This window comes from Methanobrevibacter cuticularis, assembly GCF_001639285.1.
Classification (GTDB): Archaea; Methanobacteriota; Methanobacteria; order Methanobacteriales; family Methanobacteriaceae; genus Methanobaculum; species Methanobaculum cuticulare.
On sequence record NZ_LWMW01000087.1, the window covers coordinates 21982 to 36890 of the forward strand.

Annotated in this window: 13 protein-coding genes and 7 tRNA genes; 16 read left to right on the forward strand and 4 right to left on the reverse strand. The window is 28.0% G+C overall.

The genetic code is table 11. The features are described 5' to 3' along the window. Positions 1 to 205: 205 nt before the first annotated feature. From MBCUT_RS02995 to MBCUT_RS03020, 6 genes are all read left to right on the forward strand, one after another. Positions 206 to 865, forward strand: a complete 660-nt coding sequence (locus tag MBCUT_RS02995; RefSeq protein WP_067258730.1) for a zinc ribbon domain-containing protein — start codon at positions 206 to 208, stop codon at positions 863 to 865. Between the two features lie 168 nt (positions 866 to 1033). Then, positions 1034 to 1106, forward strand: a tRNA-Asn gene (locus MBCUT_RS03000). 5 nt (positions 1107 to 1111) lie between these two features. Then, positions 1112 to 1185, forward strand: a tRNA-Ile gene (locus tag MBCUT_RS03005). Positions 1186 to 1233: 48 nt separating this feature from the next. Further along, positions 1234 to 1308: transfer RNA gene (locus MBCUT_RS03010), tRNA-Glu, on the forward strand. 89 nt (positions 1309 to 1397) lie between these two features. Next, positions 1398 to 1480, forward strand: a tRNA-Leu gene (locus MBCUT_RS03015). A 48-nt stretch (positions 1481 to 1528) separates the two neighbouring features. Further along, a tRNA-His gene (locus tag MBCUT_RS03020) sits at positions 1529 to 1604 on the forward strand. 58 nt (positions 1605 to 1662) lie between these two features. Here MBCUT_RS03020 and MBCUT_RS10770 read toward each other — a convergent pair. Next, on the reverse strand, positions 1663 to 1812 hold the full coding sequence (locus MBCUT_RS10770) for a hypothetical protein (RefSeq protein ID WP_157082449.1): 150 nt from the start codon (positions 1810 to 1812) through the stop codon (positions 1663 to 1665). Positions 1813 to 2047: 235 nt separating this feature from the next. Between MBCUT_RS10770 and hjc the strand changes: the two genes are divergently transcribed. From hjc to MBCUT_RS03035, 4 genes are all read left to right on the forward strand, one after another. After that, positions 2048 to 2455 carry a Holliday junction resolvase Hjc gene (gene hjc / locus MBCUT_RS03025; RefSeq protein WP_067258733.1) on the forward strand — a complete coding sequence of 136 codons (408 nt, stop codon included), beginning with the start codon at positions 2048 to 2050 and terminating at the stop codon, positions 2453 to 2455. Positions 2456 to 2670: 215 nt separating this feature from the next. Next, a tRNA-Cys gene (locus MBCUT_RS03030) sits at positions 2671 to 2742 on the forward strand. A gap of 48 nt (positions 2743 to 2790) precedes the next feature. Continuing rightward, positions 2791 to 2930, forward strand: a tRNA-Trp gene (locus tag MBCUT_RS10775). A gap of 184 nt (positions 2931 to 3114) precedes the next feature. Then, positions 3115 to 4317: a tyrosine-type recombinase/integrase gene (locus tag MBCUT_RS03035; RefSeq protein WP_067258734.1), complete on the forward strand. Its 1203-nt coding sequence runs from the start codon at positions 3115 to 3117 to the stop codon at positions 4315 to 4317. An 861-nt stretch (positions 4318 to 5178) separates the two neighbouring features. Here MBCUT_RS03035 and MBCUT_RS03040 read toward each other — a convergent pair. Both MBCUT_RS03040 and MBCUT_RS03045 read right to left on the reverse strand, forming a co-directional pair. Beyond that, positions 5179 to 5460, reverse strand: a complete 282-nt coding sequence (locus MBCUT_RS03040) for a DUF4364 family protein (protein WP_084270693.1) — start codon at positions 5458 to 5460, stop codon at positions 5179 to 5181. Between the two features lie 281 nt (positions 5461 to 5741). Continuing rightward, the gene (locus tag MBCUT_RS03045; RefSeq protein WP_245634932.1) at positions 5742 to 6023 is read right to left on the reverse strand and encodes a helix-turn-helix domain-containing protein; all 282 of its coding nucleotides are present in this window, start codon (positions 6021 to 6023) and stop codon (positions 5742 to 5744) included. A 131-nt stretch (positions 6024 to 6154) separates the two neighbouring features. Here MBCUT_RS03045 and MBCUT_RS03050 point away from each other — a divergent pair, with 131 nt between their 5' ends. From MBCUT_RS03050 to MBCUT_RS03070, 6 genes are all read left to right on the forward strand, one after another. Next, positions 6155 to 6508, forward strand: a complete 354-nt coding sequence (locus tag MBCUT_RS03050) for a zinc ribbon domain-containing protein (RefSeq protein WP_067258736.1) — start codon at positions 6155 to 6157, stop codon at positions 6506 to 6508. 8 nt (positions 6509 to 6516) lie between these two features. Beyond that, positions 6517 to 6912 (forward strand): double zinc ribbon domain-containing protein, encoded by a 396-nt coding sequence (locus MBCUT_RS03055; protein WP_067258737.1) that lies wholly within the window; start codon positions 6517 to 6519, stop codon positions 6910 to 6912. A gap of 136 nt (positions 6913 to 7048) precedes the next feature. Continuing rightward, positions 7049 to 7477, forward strand: a complete 429-nt coding sequence (locus tag MBCUT_RS03060) for a hypothetical protein (protein WP_067258741.1) — start codon at positions 7049 to 7051, stop codon at positions 7475 to 7477. A gap of 163 nt (positions 7478 to 7640) precedes the next feature. Continuing rightward, positions 7641 to 7865: a hypothetical protein gene (locus MBCUT_RS03065; RefSeq protein WP_067258743.1), complete on the forward strand. Its 225-nt coding sequence runs from the start codon at positions 7641 to 7643 to the stop codon at positions 7863 to 7865. Between the two features lie 93 nt (positions 7866 to 7958). After that, positions 7959 to 8105: a hypothetical protein gene (locus tag MBCUT_RS10780; protein ID WP_157082450.1), complete on the forward strand. Its 147-nt coding sequence runs from the start codon at positions 7959 to 7961 to the stop codon at positions 8103 to 8105. Between the two features lie 352 nt (positions 8106 to 8457). Beyond that, the gene (locus tag MBCUT_RS03070; RefSeq protein ID WP_067258745.1) at positions 8458 to 9366 is read left to right on the forward strand and encodes a GIY-YIG nuclease family protein; all 909 of its coding nucleotides are present in this window, start codon (positions 8458 to 8460) and stop codon (positions 9364 to 9366) included. A 1793-nt stretch (positions 9367 to 11159) separates the two neighbouring features. Here MBCUT_RS03070 and MBCUT_RS03075 read toward each other — a convergent pair. Continuing rightward, positions 11160 to 14561 carry a hypothetical protein gene (locus MBCUT_RS03075; protein ID WP_067258747.1) on the reverse strand — a complete coding sequence of 1134 codons (3402 nt, stop codon included), beginning with the start codon at positions 14559 to 14561 and terminating at the stop codon, positions 11160 to 11162. Positions 14562 to 14909: the final 348 nt, after the last annotated feature.

The following is a 14909-nucleotide window of genomic DNA, read 5'->3' on the forward strand; positions in this document are numbered from 1 at the left end:
GATTATTGTAAATTTTATATAAAATCTTTATGTTTTGTTCATAATACATAATTTATTAATCATAACTTATTAATGCATAATTTCTAATAAAATTAAATATAAATTACTAAATTAATAATTAATAAATTAATCTTAAATGGTAAATAAGTTATTAATATTAACATTATGATATCATATTTATTAAATAATTGATGAAGTGACTTTAATGGTTTTTTGTAGCTATTGTGGAACTCAAAATCCAGATGGAGAATCAAAATGTGTTAAATGTGGGAAACCATTGAGCTTAATGGGCAATAATCCATCTAATAAACGTAAATATGGGGTTAATTCACCTAAATCTAAACTTGGTTCTAATAATCTTAGTTCTAATAGTTATCATCCAGAATCTAATAATTCTGATTCTATTAATAAGCCTATAAAAGAAAGATATCAAATAAGAGAGAGCAGAAATCCAAATGGTCCTTCCCCAAGAAATAGCTATTCTCCAGAAGCTAACTATCCTCTTGATAGAAATTTCAATCAAAACAATTATAATAATGATGTACGCACTAAACTGGATGATTCATTCATATCAAGTCAAAAACAAGGCTACGGAAATCCATATTATCATAGTCAACAAAATTATGAATCTAAAGAAGTTAGCAAAAGTACAATTGAGTGGGATGTTGTAATTGCCACAGCACTTCTAGTTATAATACTAAGTGCTATTCTTAATAGATTTATCCCAACTTTAGGAATTTTTATCTCTTTGATAATGGGATTAATATACATTTTGGTAGCTACTAAATCTAAATTGAGTCTTGTAAAATCTATTCCTTTAGCTATTGTCATGATTTTAGCAGTTTCTGCTTATTTTTCAATTTGAAGATATATTTTGTTGTGAAATTTGAGTAAATTAATTCAAAACATTGGTCTCATAATTATCAAAAGGTTTATATACGATGATTATCAACTTAAATATTGCTGTTTAATGTTTGTTAAATTTTAAGCATAGGCTGTTATTAAGTTAAAAATATAGCTTGGGTTGTCATTTGCCGTCGTAGCTCAGTAGGTAGAGCGTTCGGCTGTTAACCGATTGGTCACAGGTTCGAGCCCTGTCGACGGCGTTTTTGGGCCCATAGCTTAGCCAGGTAGAGCGCCCGGCTCATAACCGGGCGGCCATGGGTTCAAATCCCATTGGGCCCATTAATATAAGCTTTAAATTCAACTATTTTAAATAAATGTTCATATTTTGCTCCGGTGGTGTAGTCCGGCCAATCATTTCGGCCTTTCGAGCCGAAGACTCGGGTTCGAATCCCGGCCGGAGCATTTTCTATTAATTATTAGTTATATTCTATTTCAAAGAATAATATCATGTTTTAAAGGTTTTTAATGGACATACCTCCTTTTAATCTAAAGCGGGGGTGCCCGAGCGGCCAAAGGGGACAGGCTTAGGACCTGTTGACGCAGGTCTACCAGGGTTCAAATCCCTGCTCCCGCATCATTCTTTAAAACTCTTATTAATTCCTTAAATTTATTTGTAATCAATGCCGGGGTGGGGTAGGCGGTTATCCTACGGGACTGTGGATCCTGCGACTCGGGTTCGAATCTCGGCCCCGGCCCCATTTTTATTTTTGTAAACAATCTTTAACTTCTATTTTTTACTAATTTTTAAGTTCTATTTCATAAATCAATAGTTTCTAAATTCTTATTAATTCTAATTTTTAAATTTTTCATCTTTTTTAGGTCTCCTATAGCTTTAGTTGTATTCCTTGCCTTTTTAGCTTTTTTATATTTATTTTTCCTTCTTCTTTTTGAAATAAAACTTTTCATTTGCTATCATTAATCTTAAAGTATATTTAGAATATAACTAATTTTAATAAATTATATAAATGAATCAGTTATATAAATCAAATAAAATAAGAAAATTACAAAAGTTAAATGAAAATGATTATTAATTGATTAATTACTTAATTAAAGAATTAATTAGTTGATTAATTATCTCTTTCATCGTTCAACAATATTTAATAATGTTTCATCGTTATTACGGATTTAAGTGTTTGGTAACATGGTCAAAAAAGGTTCAAATGAGGAAAGAGATTTAGTTCATAAATTATGGGAGAAAGAATTTGCAGCTATGAGGGCTCCAGCTTCAGGAGGAGCTACTAAAAAACCTCTTCCAGATGTTTTGGCGGGAAATGGCACGATATACTTAGCTATTGAAGTTAAATCAACTAGTAAAGATAAGATTTATATTGATTCACCTCAAATTGATGCTCTTTGTGAATTTTCAGAGATTTTTGGAGCCGAACCTTACTTAGGCATAAAATTCAAGCATACTAAATGGCTATTCTTGACTCCAGAAAGAATGGAAAGGACTAGAAGTGATAATTACAAAGTTGAAAAAGATTTAGCTCTAAAAAATGGTTTAGAACTTGATGAAATAATAGGAAAAGACAAACAAATCAAATTTTAGCTATTTTCCTACTATAATTTATAAATATCGAAAAAGACAACCAGATTACTTTTAGCTATTTTTCAGTCATTGTAAGCTATAAATAATTCTATTTTTAATTTAATTTTAATTACTAAAATGAAGCATAATTTTTTTCAATGTAGTTTTTTTATTTTTATTCTTTTATAAATATCCAAACATTTAAATATTAAATTCACAATATATAATTTTATGATGCCAAGGTAGCTTAGAGGCGAAGCGGTGGACTGCAGATCCATTACACGGGAGTTCAAATCTCTCCCTTGGCTTCGGATTTAATGTTTAAAATCGAATATATTATCTATTTACTAAATAGTGGGGTTATAGTGTAATCTGGCATCATCTGGGACTCCAGTTGTCTTTGAAGAAAAAACGCGCAATCTGACAGTATGATGATCAATTGGAGTACTGAGACATGAGAAATCCCAGGATTGGGGTTCAAATCCCTGTGACCCCATTTTTTACTCTTTTTTTAGCTATTTACTAATTTTCAGCATTTCAATAAATAATTGGAGTATTTTAAGTAGCTTATAGATTTTAATAGTTATTTTTAATCATTGAAATGGTTACAAATTGTAACCGTTTGGTATTACAACTTTTCACAATCTCAAAAATAAGATACGCAGGATTGTGAAAAGATAATGAAGTTTTCAGAAACTGATATAAAACTAATGCAATTAATACAAAGAAGAAATTTAGGTAAAGCTAGCATTAGAAAATATAATATTGTTTTTAGAGAAATATATGAACTAATTGGAAAAACACCTTCACAGTTAATAGCTGAAGCTAAAAAAGAAGAACAACCATTTAATAATGAAAATGGAATTCCTCAGATATTGGATTTATCTGAAAGAAAAGTTAATTCCTACCAACTTTTATATAATAACTTTTTAAAAAGTAAAGGTAATTCTGAAGGGGTTAGAAAACACAAAATAGTATATTTCCGTGCTCTTTTTAAGGAGTATGATATTAAGCTACCTAAAATGATAAAGTATAATACTTCAATTAGGAGAACTCGAATTAAAGATATACCTTCATGGGATGATGTTAAAAAAAGCTTAGATTTTTGTAAAAGCATTAGAGATAAAGCTTTAGTTTTATTAATAGCTACCTCAGGCATGCGAGGAGGAGATATTGTAAGCTTAACAATTCAAGATTTTCTTGAAGCAACATCTATTTATAAACATAAATCTAAATTGGATAAACTCTTATCTAAAAACCCTTATGAAATAATACCTTGTTATGATTTTTTCCCTGAGAAAACTAAAAAAGAAGGTAACCTTTGTATCACTTTTAATACAGGTGAGTGTAGTTATTTTATTTTTGAGCACCTTAAAGAAAGGATTAAAGAAGGATGCACAGTTGAATTAGAATCTCCTCTATTTATAAGTAACGGAAGTAGTTCTGATTTTATATCAGCTGATTGGTTAAGAAGGATACTAAAAACTTTAAATGCTACCTTAAATTTAGGAAAAGATAAAAATGGTCTTTATGGAAAATTTCGAGGACATAATCTTAGAAAACTATTTTCCACTACTTGTAGGCAGAATATAACTAATGTTGTTGTTAAAGCTGATAAATACAGTGAATTAGATGTTGTGAGTATATTTACAGGACATGCTCCTCCAAATATGAGTAATTCTGATGTTTATGATGCTGTTGATAGTGAAGATAGCTTTGATAGCTACTTAAGAAAAAACTATGAAGCATTAATACCCTACTTAACAATTGATAAAACACAATTCCTGGTTGAGGAAGAAAATAAAGATTTTGAAAATGAAATTATGAAGATTAAAAATTCAGTTGATGTTTTATTGAATAACAAGGAACAATTAACTTCATAAAAAACTATTCTTTTTTAAATATCTTTTTTTTTATTTTATTTTACTCTATAATAATATCATATTTTTCTTCATTTTATTATATTAAAATCTCAATATATTGAAACAATTATAATAAATATATGCTATTAACTATTTCTTCATTTCATCAGATAACAGCTAAAAAAACATACATTATATTGTAAAAAAATCACGCTTATTAAACTCCGAGCTGGCTGCGATTTAATAGAGAGAAATTATTATTTTTATTTTACCTCTATTAAATATATAACGCCAGATCGTCGTCGAAAGCGACTTTTTTTCAAGCCTAAAGGGCAATTCGCCAAAAAGAAATTATTTTTTTATATCATGCTTTTTGGCTCATTGAATAGATATAAAAACATGGTTAAGGGCGTATTGATTAATCACGGCTTATTTTAGATATTACTCTTCATTAACTCTACCAAAAAGCTAATACTATATTAAATACAATATAATAATATAGAATAAAGCCAAATAGATGTGGTATGGTTAAAATGAGAATAAGGCCAACGTATTATACTTCAAGTTTTTATAACACTATTGAAAAAACTGGACTATATCTTTTTTCCTGGAAAGGCCGACGAAAACCTATTTTTTGTTCATTGAAGAATTTCAGAAAATTTTTTTAAGAGTATATAGTTACTTATTATTAGTGAGTTTTTATAATTTTAGAAAAAGAGTTTACTATAATGAATATTTTCTATTGATATAATGGATTATTAGTGCTTTTATTTTAATAGTTATCTTTATTTCTTATAGAAATTTTAATCATATATTTCATATAATTAAAAGACATAATTTTTTTCACATGTAATAGTTATTAAGATGTCCATAGATCATACATTATTTATCTAATTCTTCCATGAATTCTATTACTTTTTCTCCTTCTGGAGTTATTTTATAGTATCTTCCTTTTTTGCTTTGTTCATTCAAACAAATAATAAGACCCTTTTCTTTTAATGAGTTAAGGTATCTACTAAGGTGAGTATATGATAGATTATCTTTTTTTCTTATTTCTGATGGCATCATTATTTTCTTTTTTAGTATTTTTAAGATTTTTGTCCTGTGTTTTGATAATTTTACGAAAGATACTTTTTCAATTAGCCCCTCTTCTATTTCATCCATATTAATAGATATTTATTATTTTGATAAAACTACTTAAAGCATCCATTAAGACCCTGTTAAGACATAGTATTTAAATATTAAAAAATTTATATACAAATAAAATGTTAATAATTTAGAAAAAGATTACAAAATATCACGAGACTTATGGATATGGTTTAAAAAGTGTATGTAAGTAGCGATAAATAATAAATAAATAGTAAAATGGATTCCAGATTATATTAATAATTGCAGATAAGGAATATTTTCATCTTGGAAAGAATATTGTATTTATAATATAATTATTATTTTATGTATTTTAATACTTCTTTTCCTAAATCTGTGATTTGATAGAGTCTTCCTTGAGTTTTTTCAGGATTAAGGACTATGATAAGTTGTTTTTCTTTTAATTCTTTTAAAGTACGGCTTACATGGTTTATTCTTATCCCGGTGGATTCTGCTATTATTGAAGGAATTTTTAATCCTTCTTTCAAATCGATTAATACTTTCATACGATACTTTGACATCTGAACATATGAAATTGCATCAATGGTTTCTTTATCCATATTAATAATAAAGTCTTGCAAAATATTATAACTATTAACACCAAAATATTATATATTTTTACCAAATACACACCAAACTATATATAAGACATTTATCAAAAATTTTCATAAATACAATCAATTTTATAATAATTAGAAATAGGTGATAAATAATGCGTTATGAAGATGTTAATTCTAATCAAGAATTAAATCAAAAAGTCACAGACTATGTAGCATTGGGCTACAAAGTAGAAAATAGAACATCTAGCTATGCAAGATTAGTTAAAAATGATTTTAGTTGGGGAATATTTGTTGTTCTTTTTTTATTTTTATTTATAATAGGTGCTCTTATATATTGGGCTGTGAAAAGTGGAAATAAAGATGAAATAATAATCAGAGTTAAAGAAAATGATACTCCAAATCCTATTATTAGTTCCAATGCTATTAAATATTGCACAAAATGTGGAGGAGCTATAAACTCTGAAGAAACAAAATTCTGTCCAGAATGTGGAACAGAAATTAATTAGGTGAAACTATGGCAAAAACAAAGAAATGTATGGATTGTGGAACTTTTAATGAGCAAGATTCTAAGTTTTGTGAAAAATGTGGAAACTCGCTAAATCAAAATGACACAACAAAACCTCAAGAAAGCACTGTTAATATGATTGATTGTCCTTTTTGTGGGCAAAAAATACCAATGAATTCTGAAAAATGTAGCCATTGTGGTGAGTGGCTTGATCCATCTAAAGACAATCCACATGGTGTTTCAATAGTTTTAGGATACATAATTAGTATATTTGGATGGTTAGGATTAATTCCAGCTATTTATTTATTAACTCGTGTTTCATCTAGTGCTAAAAAGCATGGTGTGATACAATTAGTTCTTAGTATAATTTTTGGGTTTTTGGGCCTGTTTGTTAATTTTTATTAACTTTATTTTCTCCTAGCTATTATTAAATAAAAAAATGAATGAATGATGTAGTTTTTAATGGTAAAAACAAAGAAATGTATGGATTGTGGAACTTTTAATGAATTATAGTTTTATGAAAATAAAAGGTGATTGAGTTATGGATGATAAAAATTTCGGAATAGGATTAATGGTAGTGTTATTATTACTGGGCATTGTTATTTTTGGAGCTTATGTTACAAATATTGGTACTGATAGTTCTGATGTAAATATGAACGATTCTATTGATAATGGTTCTAGTTCTGTGGATTCGGATGAAACCAACATCACAAGCACGGATAGTAGTGAAAAATCTGATAATGCTCCTATTGATACTTCAAGTAGTAGTTCTGGTGGAACAGAAGAGATATTTACTAACAATGTTTTAGAAAGATATGATTTCGATGGAGATGGAAGAATTTCAAGAAGCGAGTGGAATACATGGTGTTCATATGAAGGATATGACTCTATGAGTAATTGTGATACTAATGGTGATGGATATTGTAGTAGAAGTGAATTAAATACATATTCGCATAAATATGGATATTAACTACAGAAAAATGGAACTAATAAAGGATAAAAGTTAGTTATATCAAAAGAGGGATAGTTGATATGGAAAAAAATAAAAAATAAGATTATATAGGTGGGGGGACAAGCAACCCCACGTCAACGTTCATATCCAAAATATTTAAAAAATTTTAAGAGGTGAAAAGATGAAATGGAAAAGTTTAGGAATAGCTGGAGGATTAGGAATAACAATGACTTGTTTAGCATTGAGAGAAGCATTATCAGATACTACAATATATTTTTTAACACAACATCAAGGTGCAAGAATAGGATATTTACAAGAAATAATTCCATTTATTATAGCTATCGTAATAATTAGCTTTATAATATATAAAATAGCTATTGTAGCTGAAGAAAAAGGTTATTTATAGCATAGAAAGGTTTAATTGGACCTTAGTAAGTCCTTAAACTACTACTTTACTCAGCCATGACCTGAGCATGTCGATAAATTAAAAGGTGAAAATATGAGACAATGCAAGTTTATAATTAGATGTGTGAAATGTGATTATGAAGAGCCAGACAAATATACTGAAAATTGTGATTTTGAAGGAAATGATTCAGGGATAGTTTGTTCTAATTGTGGAGGAGAAATGTATTATTGTCTTGAATGATTATTTTAGATGAAAAATATAAAAAATTATTTTATAAGTTAAATCATATAGTGGGAAGGTATTGGATATATGTCCATCCGTAAAATTAGAAAATCATGGTCATCAACAGGAAATGAATCAATATATACAAAATTAAATAGATTCTTATAAACTGTCAGGGAAAAATTAGCATATTAAAAAAGACCATGCAACTGAAATACTGATGGTTTATTTAAAAATTATAGCCTATTTTTTCCAGATTTTCTTTTATTTAAAACATTATATTATCATGATATGATTACAAGTTTGTTAACTATGATCTATAAAAATTTTGAGCTTTTTTTATTATTTAAGATTACAATGGTGTTGAAAAATGACTTATATATATGCACATTTCTTTAGTAATGGAGATAAATATGTTGGGATCTCTAATCATCCTGAAGAACGATGGAAAGAGGGTTTTGATTCAAATAATTCAAGACAATATAATCATAAGGTTTTAATAGCTAATGAAAAATATGATAGGTTAAGTTTAGTGATTAGTGAGAACTTACCAAGGCGAATAGCTGAAACAATGGAAGCTATATTAATAAATGGTTTTGATGATTTTAATTTGAATATAAAAGATGAGATAATACCAAATTTACATGGGAATGATGTTGTTTGTATTTATACTGAGAATTTTTCGCATGTTTATCCAAAAATCGATGGAGAAATATTATATCATTCCCCAGAAATAGAAGAAAATAATAATTATCAATTATACGTGGGAAAAGTGTTAACAAGAATAGAAATAGAAGAAATAAAAAAAGAAAAAGAAAAAATAGTAAAAGAGGAAATAAAAGAAGAATATGATAAAATAAAGGACGAAATCTCTGAAAAAGAGTTTTGGGAAAAGTACAATGAAAAAAAGAAGGAATATGGAGATATAAATTTTTTGAATGGAGTTGATATGGCTAGATCTATTGTAAGTGAATATATCATCGAAATAGCAAGAAGAAAAAGGAAAGAAGAAGAAAGAAGAGAAGAAAGAAGATTATGTAAATTAGCACAACAAAATGGAGTAAGTGTGCATGAAATAAAAAGACTAGAAAAAATAGAAAAGGAAAGAGAGAGAAAAATGAAATATATGGGTAATGGAAAAGGAGGAGTAAATTTAGGAAAAATATTAGAAAATAATAAAAAAGGACATAGAATTGAAGAAAACTATGGTAATGGAAAAGGAGGAGTAAATTTAGGAAAAATATTAGAAAATAATAAAAAAGGGCATAGATGGGGGTAAAAATAATTAGGGAAATATGAAAATGACCGATGAGGAAATAGAATGGTGAAAAAGGCGATATAGGAAGAAAAATGGAGAATATGAGGTTGAAAGAGAAAATTATGAGATTTACGATGAAATACTAGAACAATATAATAAAATTAAAAAAAATTTCTAAAGAAGAAATTTTAGTAAAGATGGACGAACTAAAAGAAAACATAAAGATATAGATTTTATGGGTGATATTGACATAGCCATGATTATTGTAGGAGAATATAGTAGTATTTTTTAAAAATTATTTTGGCACAAAACTCTCGCATGAATCATTGTCTCCTTTCAGTTCTCCTGTTAAAGTACAGCCAGCACTCCAGCGCCCTATCCTATAATAATCATCTACAAGGCCGTAGTATATACAATTTTTACAGAAACCCATATTGAATCACAAGAGTTATTTATATTTTTTAGATTATTTATATTTTTTCACCAATCAATACACATATAATGTTCTGATTGGGCTATATATGGAAGTAGTTTAATTATATTTGATTATATCAAGATAAATCTCAATCAGGCGTTAGATTAGGTTTAAAGCAGATGAAAAGTGTGGAAAAAATTAAATAATTGTAATAGTAACTTCAAATAAAATATAAAGAATTTTAACAGATATAAATAATATAAAATTAAATATACAAAAATGAAGTAATATAGTGTAGTAAGGCTGATTGAATATTGATGGTTTATTGTTTTAATAATTTTGACATATGGAAGATTATTTCTTAGATGAACTGATTTATTGTTCTTTGTTTAAAAAATCGGATGTTTTTTGTGAGTTATAGGTAAGCACAGTTTGAAGAAATGTCGCCCTGCTTATTCTAGAGATGCCTTTTTTTATGAAAGGTTTTTTTTATTCTTCATCTGCTGAACCATTTTTATTATTATAGACTAATTAATAGTGGCTATTGATAATAATGATAGCTATTATAGATTCTTATTAATTTTATTAACCATTACTTTTATTATTTTTGATATCGTCATAGAAAATTCATATGAAACAAATGTTTATCATTCATAGAGTAGTTTACTTTTTTTAGAGAATACGTCTAATTTTTGTGCTGGCGGTTCACAGGAGACCTGTTATTATGTTCATAGCTGATTTTTGGATAATTTTTTTGAAAGTCATTGTAGTAAAATTATAGTCTTAAAGTAGTTTATTATTTTTGTTATAAAAAAGTTGCTGTGTGTTCTTTATTTTTAATTTATTGCTTAATTATCAGTTGTATGAAGAATTTATTTTTTAACACTATAAAATTTGTTTTTCGTTACATTTTTTTAAAGGGATGATAAGGCTTATTTTCTTGATTTGATGGGTTTAGCTTCCTATTACATTTTTTGAGTGTAATGAAAAATAAAAACTGTAATGGTTTTAAAGCGCGACTCTTGGGTCTTAAGGATTGTGGAGAAAAGAGAGTCCTTGGAAAAAATTTCATTACAGTTATATAAATATATAATTATTATATAATACTCTAATAATATATTTATATATATGGATACTGGAATTCATAGACTTTTATATATAGGGGGTCTTAATTTGAAAAACTGTAATGGGAAAAATCAATATTTTAACTTCTCTTCCACACACCTTTAAGAGCTTTAGTCGCGAAATGAAAATTAAAAAATCTAATAAAATAATAATATATGATATATTAAAAAATAAAAAGAAAATATAGTTTTTATTAAAAAAATAGCTGATTTTAGATGTTTTAAAAAATCTGTAATCAGTATATTAAAAAGTGTAATGAAAAAAAATAAAAGTGTTAAAGCCCTAATACCTCAATAGGAATATTAACATATCGTATATTCTTTCCATCACTATCGATTCCGGTGTTATGTTCTTTGAAGAGATTTAATATAGTTCGGATATTCATATTATCGAATTTATGACCTTCTTTCCTTAATCTCTTATTTATTTTACCTGTAACTCTAAGATACTTATTATTACTAGTCATGGATAAGTAAGGTATTCTTTGTTCCTCAACAACTCTAATGAATTTAGGCTCTCTACTTTTTTGAAGTTTTTGGTTTCCTAAAGTTTCATCTTCAGGTAGTTCGCCACGATATCTATCTTCATAGTTAAAGTCTTTAATTATTACATCAAGGATCGCTTGTCTATACATATCATCAATATTCTTATTCAGATTTTCGCTATCGTCGTATTCTAATAAGACTTCTTCAATACTTAAACTTTCTAAGAATGAATTAAGTATATCTTCAAAGATTTCTTTTTGGTATTTTTCCTTAACTTGATGGAAGAATTCTCTGCCAAAAGCTTCAAAAGCTCCAAAGTCAGAGTTTTTGTAACCTTCATTATCGCTGACATTAAAAAGTTCTTTAAACTCTTTTCCTTTATCTAAAGAGACATCTTCAGGACCAAAAGACATATTAAGAACTCTTTTTACCTCAGATTTTTCAGTAGACTCATAATAAGTATTACTGGTAAATATAGCTATAGAAAGCGCTAGTTGCTCTTTTTGAACCCATTCACCATCGATCCATTCATGTTTACTTCTTGATGAGTTTCTATCACGAACAGATTTAATCATAGGACGTAATTCGTTATCAGAAAGTAGAGCATCTGCTTCATCTATTAAATCCGGCCAACTGGATACTTTTAATACTGCTGCAAGATTAGCTGCATTTGATACATCTGTTCCTTTTCGACGACCTTCTTTTCCCCATGTAAGATTACATATTAAACACAAGGCAGTTTTACCTGCGTCAGATTCGCCTATAAGGTTAAAAAACTTAATATACCCCCCATTTATTTGTCTATCACGTATAAGGTAGGCAAAAGGAGCTGATAGATACCATTTAAAGATAGTAGCTATTTTACTCTTATCTTGAATAGAAGTATGCTTAAACAGTTTTTTTAGAACTTCAATAGCTTTGTTTAATTCATCTTTTGTTGGTCTTTCTACTTCTTTAACTCTGTTGTTTTCAAACCAGCAGAGTTCATTGTTATGGGTGAAGATTCCATCAGCTGATGAATAAAAGCCGTGTTCATAATTTACTTTATTTTCTATGATAAAGTTCATAACTCCTAATATAGCTTTTTTAGTTGTATCAGTTTTGCCTTGTACACCGATGATATTATCTATGTTTTCAATAAATTTTTTAGTTTTATCGAATTTAATTTTTTTAAATCCTTCTTTAGAGATAATTTCAGCTTCTTTAACATCTTTTTCACCAAGAACATCTTCTAAAATGGTCAAGCCAATAAATGCGAATTGGCCAATAAGATCTATGTCCCTTTCTCCATAGATATCTGTTTTTACCTGTTCACCAGTTAAAGTAAATTCTGATTTAGCTATACTCCTTTCTTCAATAACCTTCATCTCTTTAACAATACTATCATTTATGACATATAGATTATTCATTAAATTAATTTTGTTTAAGGTGTCGTTGGATATTCCACGAGCCTTTTCACTATACTTAATATAATCATAATTCCTTGAATTATGAGCTAACTTCTCTTTTGCAGAAGAAATACCATTATCCTTAGTATCTTTTCCAAGTCTACCTTTTAGATGCTTTAAAAATAATGATACTGCATTTTTACAAACTGTAACACTAAAATAATTAGTAGCTTGACCGATATACTGATTTCTGTTAGATTCTGATTCATCTAAGAATTTTTGGAAAACATTTGGAGTGATATTGAAAGATAAATCATGAGACCATCCATAATGGTAGCCCATCTTATCTTGCATAACAACAAGATATGCAAGTGTATCAATATTATATTCTTCAATATTTTCTAAAACTTCTAAACACTTTTCATCAGGATTTTTCTGCTTTAGTGCTTGTCTAATCCAATACTCGCCATCATATAATATGAACAGTTTGTTTTCTTCTAAAATCATCTCATCAGTACTTAGTTCTTCCCATATAGGGTTACATATATTATCGACAACATCTGCATTTTCCTTTTGAAAAAGATTATAGAAAAATTCTTTTGTTGAGTCGAGAGCTTCTGGAATACAAAATTCATCTATTGCTTTTTGTAAACCAGTTATTCCAGATATAGTGTCATAGCTAACACTGTATTGTTGATTTATATCTACACTTATTTTTGCAAGATTCTGCTCTATTGGGAGTTCTTTAAATATTTGATAAACCTCATCTGTATCGTAACCAGCTCTTCTGAAATTAGCTATTAGCTTATATCCAAAAGAGTTCATATTTCCTTCACGATAACAGTTTAAAATATTCTCCTGTAACTCATCAAGGTCATAATCACCTTTTTCATAAGAATAATTTCTTTTACTATTTTTAGAAGATTCTTTATCTGTTTTTAAAGGTTTTTCCTCTGTTGTATCTACACTATCTGTGTCTAAGCTATATGTAAATCCTGCTTTTACAAATGCATTTTTTAATTCTGCATTTATATCTTCTACAGGTTTCATCTTTAACAGTTCGACAGGTTCATCATCTACAAAAGTATACTTTTCTGTTGGTGAGCATGATACATATTTTACTCCACCTTTAGAAAAGACTTCTATAAATTCTTTGTTCCTATCTTTTGTGTTGCTTATTTCATTTATTCTGAGTCCTTCAAATTCTGAATCTTCAGGAAACTTTAGGTTATTCAGATGATAAACTTGTTTTGTTAACACTTGTTGTTTAGTTACATACCATAGGTGGTATCCTCCACCTTGACTTTTTTCTGCAAAGAAATCAAAGTCGGCATTTTCGCTAATAGCTTCGTATAGCTCATCACAGGAACGTTTTCTAATTTCATCATCTGTGTCATCTTTGGTTTTGTAGCCGTCGATGTCGACACATGCGAGTCTGAGTCCACCATCATCTTTTTGAAGAAATTCTTTGTTTGATCCTCTACCGATTAGCACACACCAGCCTTCTGGTTTTGCCACATCTTTATCATTAAGTTTGCCATTAGAAATATCTATTAACTCTTCAAATGAATCAAATGGGCTTTTATCCCAAAAGAATGCATGAGAGAAGAATTTTTTCTCTTCTCTATTTTCTAACCATTTTTTGGCATCTTCATCTATTCTTGAAAAGGAAAAACCTATATTATGATAGCTTCCGTCTTCTGGAGTTGCGAAAACCGCGGGAGTTCCTTTATCAGCAGCAGGGTAAAGGTTTATAATACTTTTTTTCCATACTTCTTTTAAATCACTAATCTTGTTAAACACAAGACCAACTCCTTTCTGTAAAGAGTTGATTCTCTTTTCTTTCTTCTGCTTTTATTCCATATAAAAGCATTTTAATATTTATTATCATTTTTTCACCTATTATAATCAAAGTGATGCGTAAAATAGTTTTTTCATAATAAGATATTTTTAGTTAGATAATATGAGAAAAAATGGACATAAGCAATTAGATACTTAAAATAATAATCTTTAAATAAGAAAAAGAATATATTATATTTAAGTAAATGCTATATCATTTGCTTATATGTTTGGTTTCTCATTATAAGTTGAAATAATAATATCTAGACCATATTATATTTTTCAACTTCTAACCAAATATCTTTTTTATAA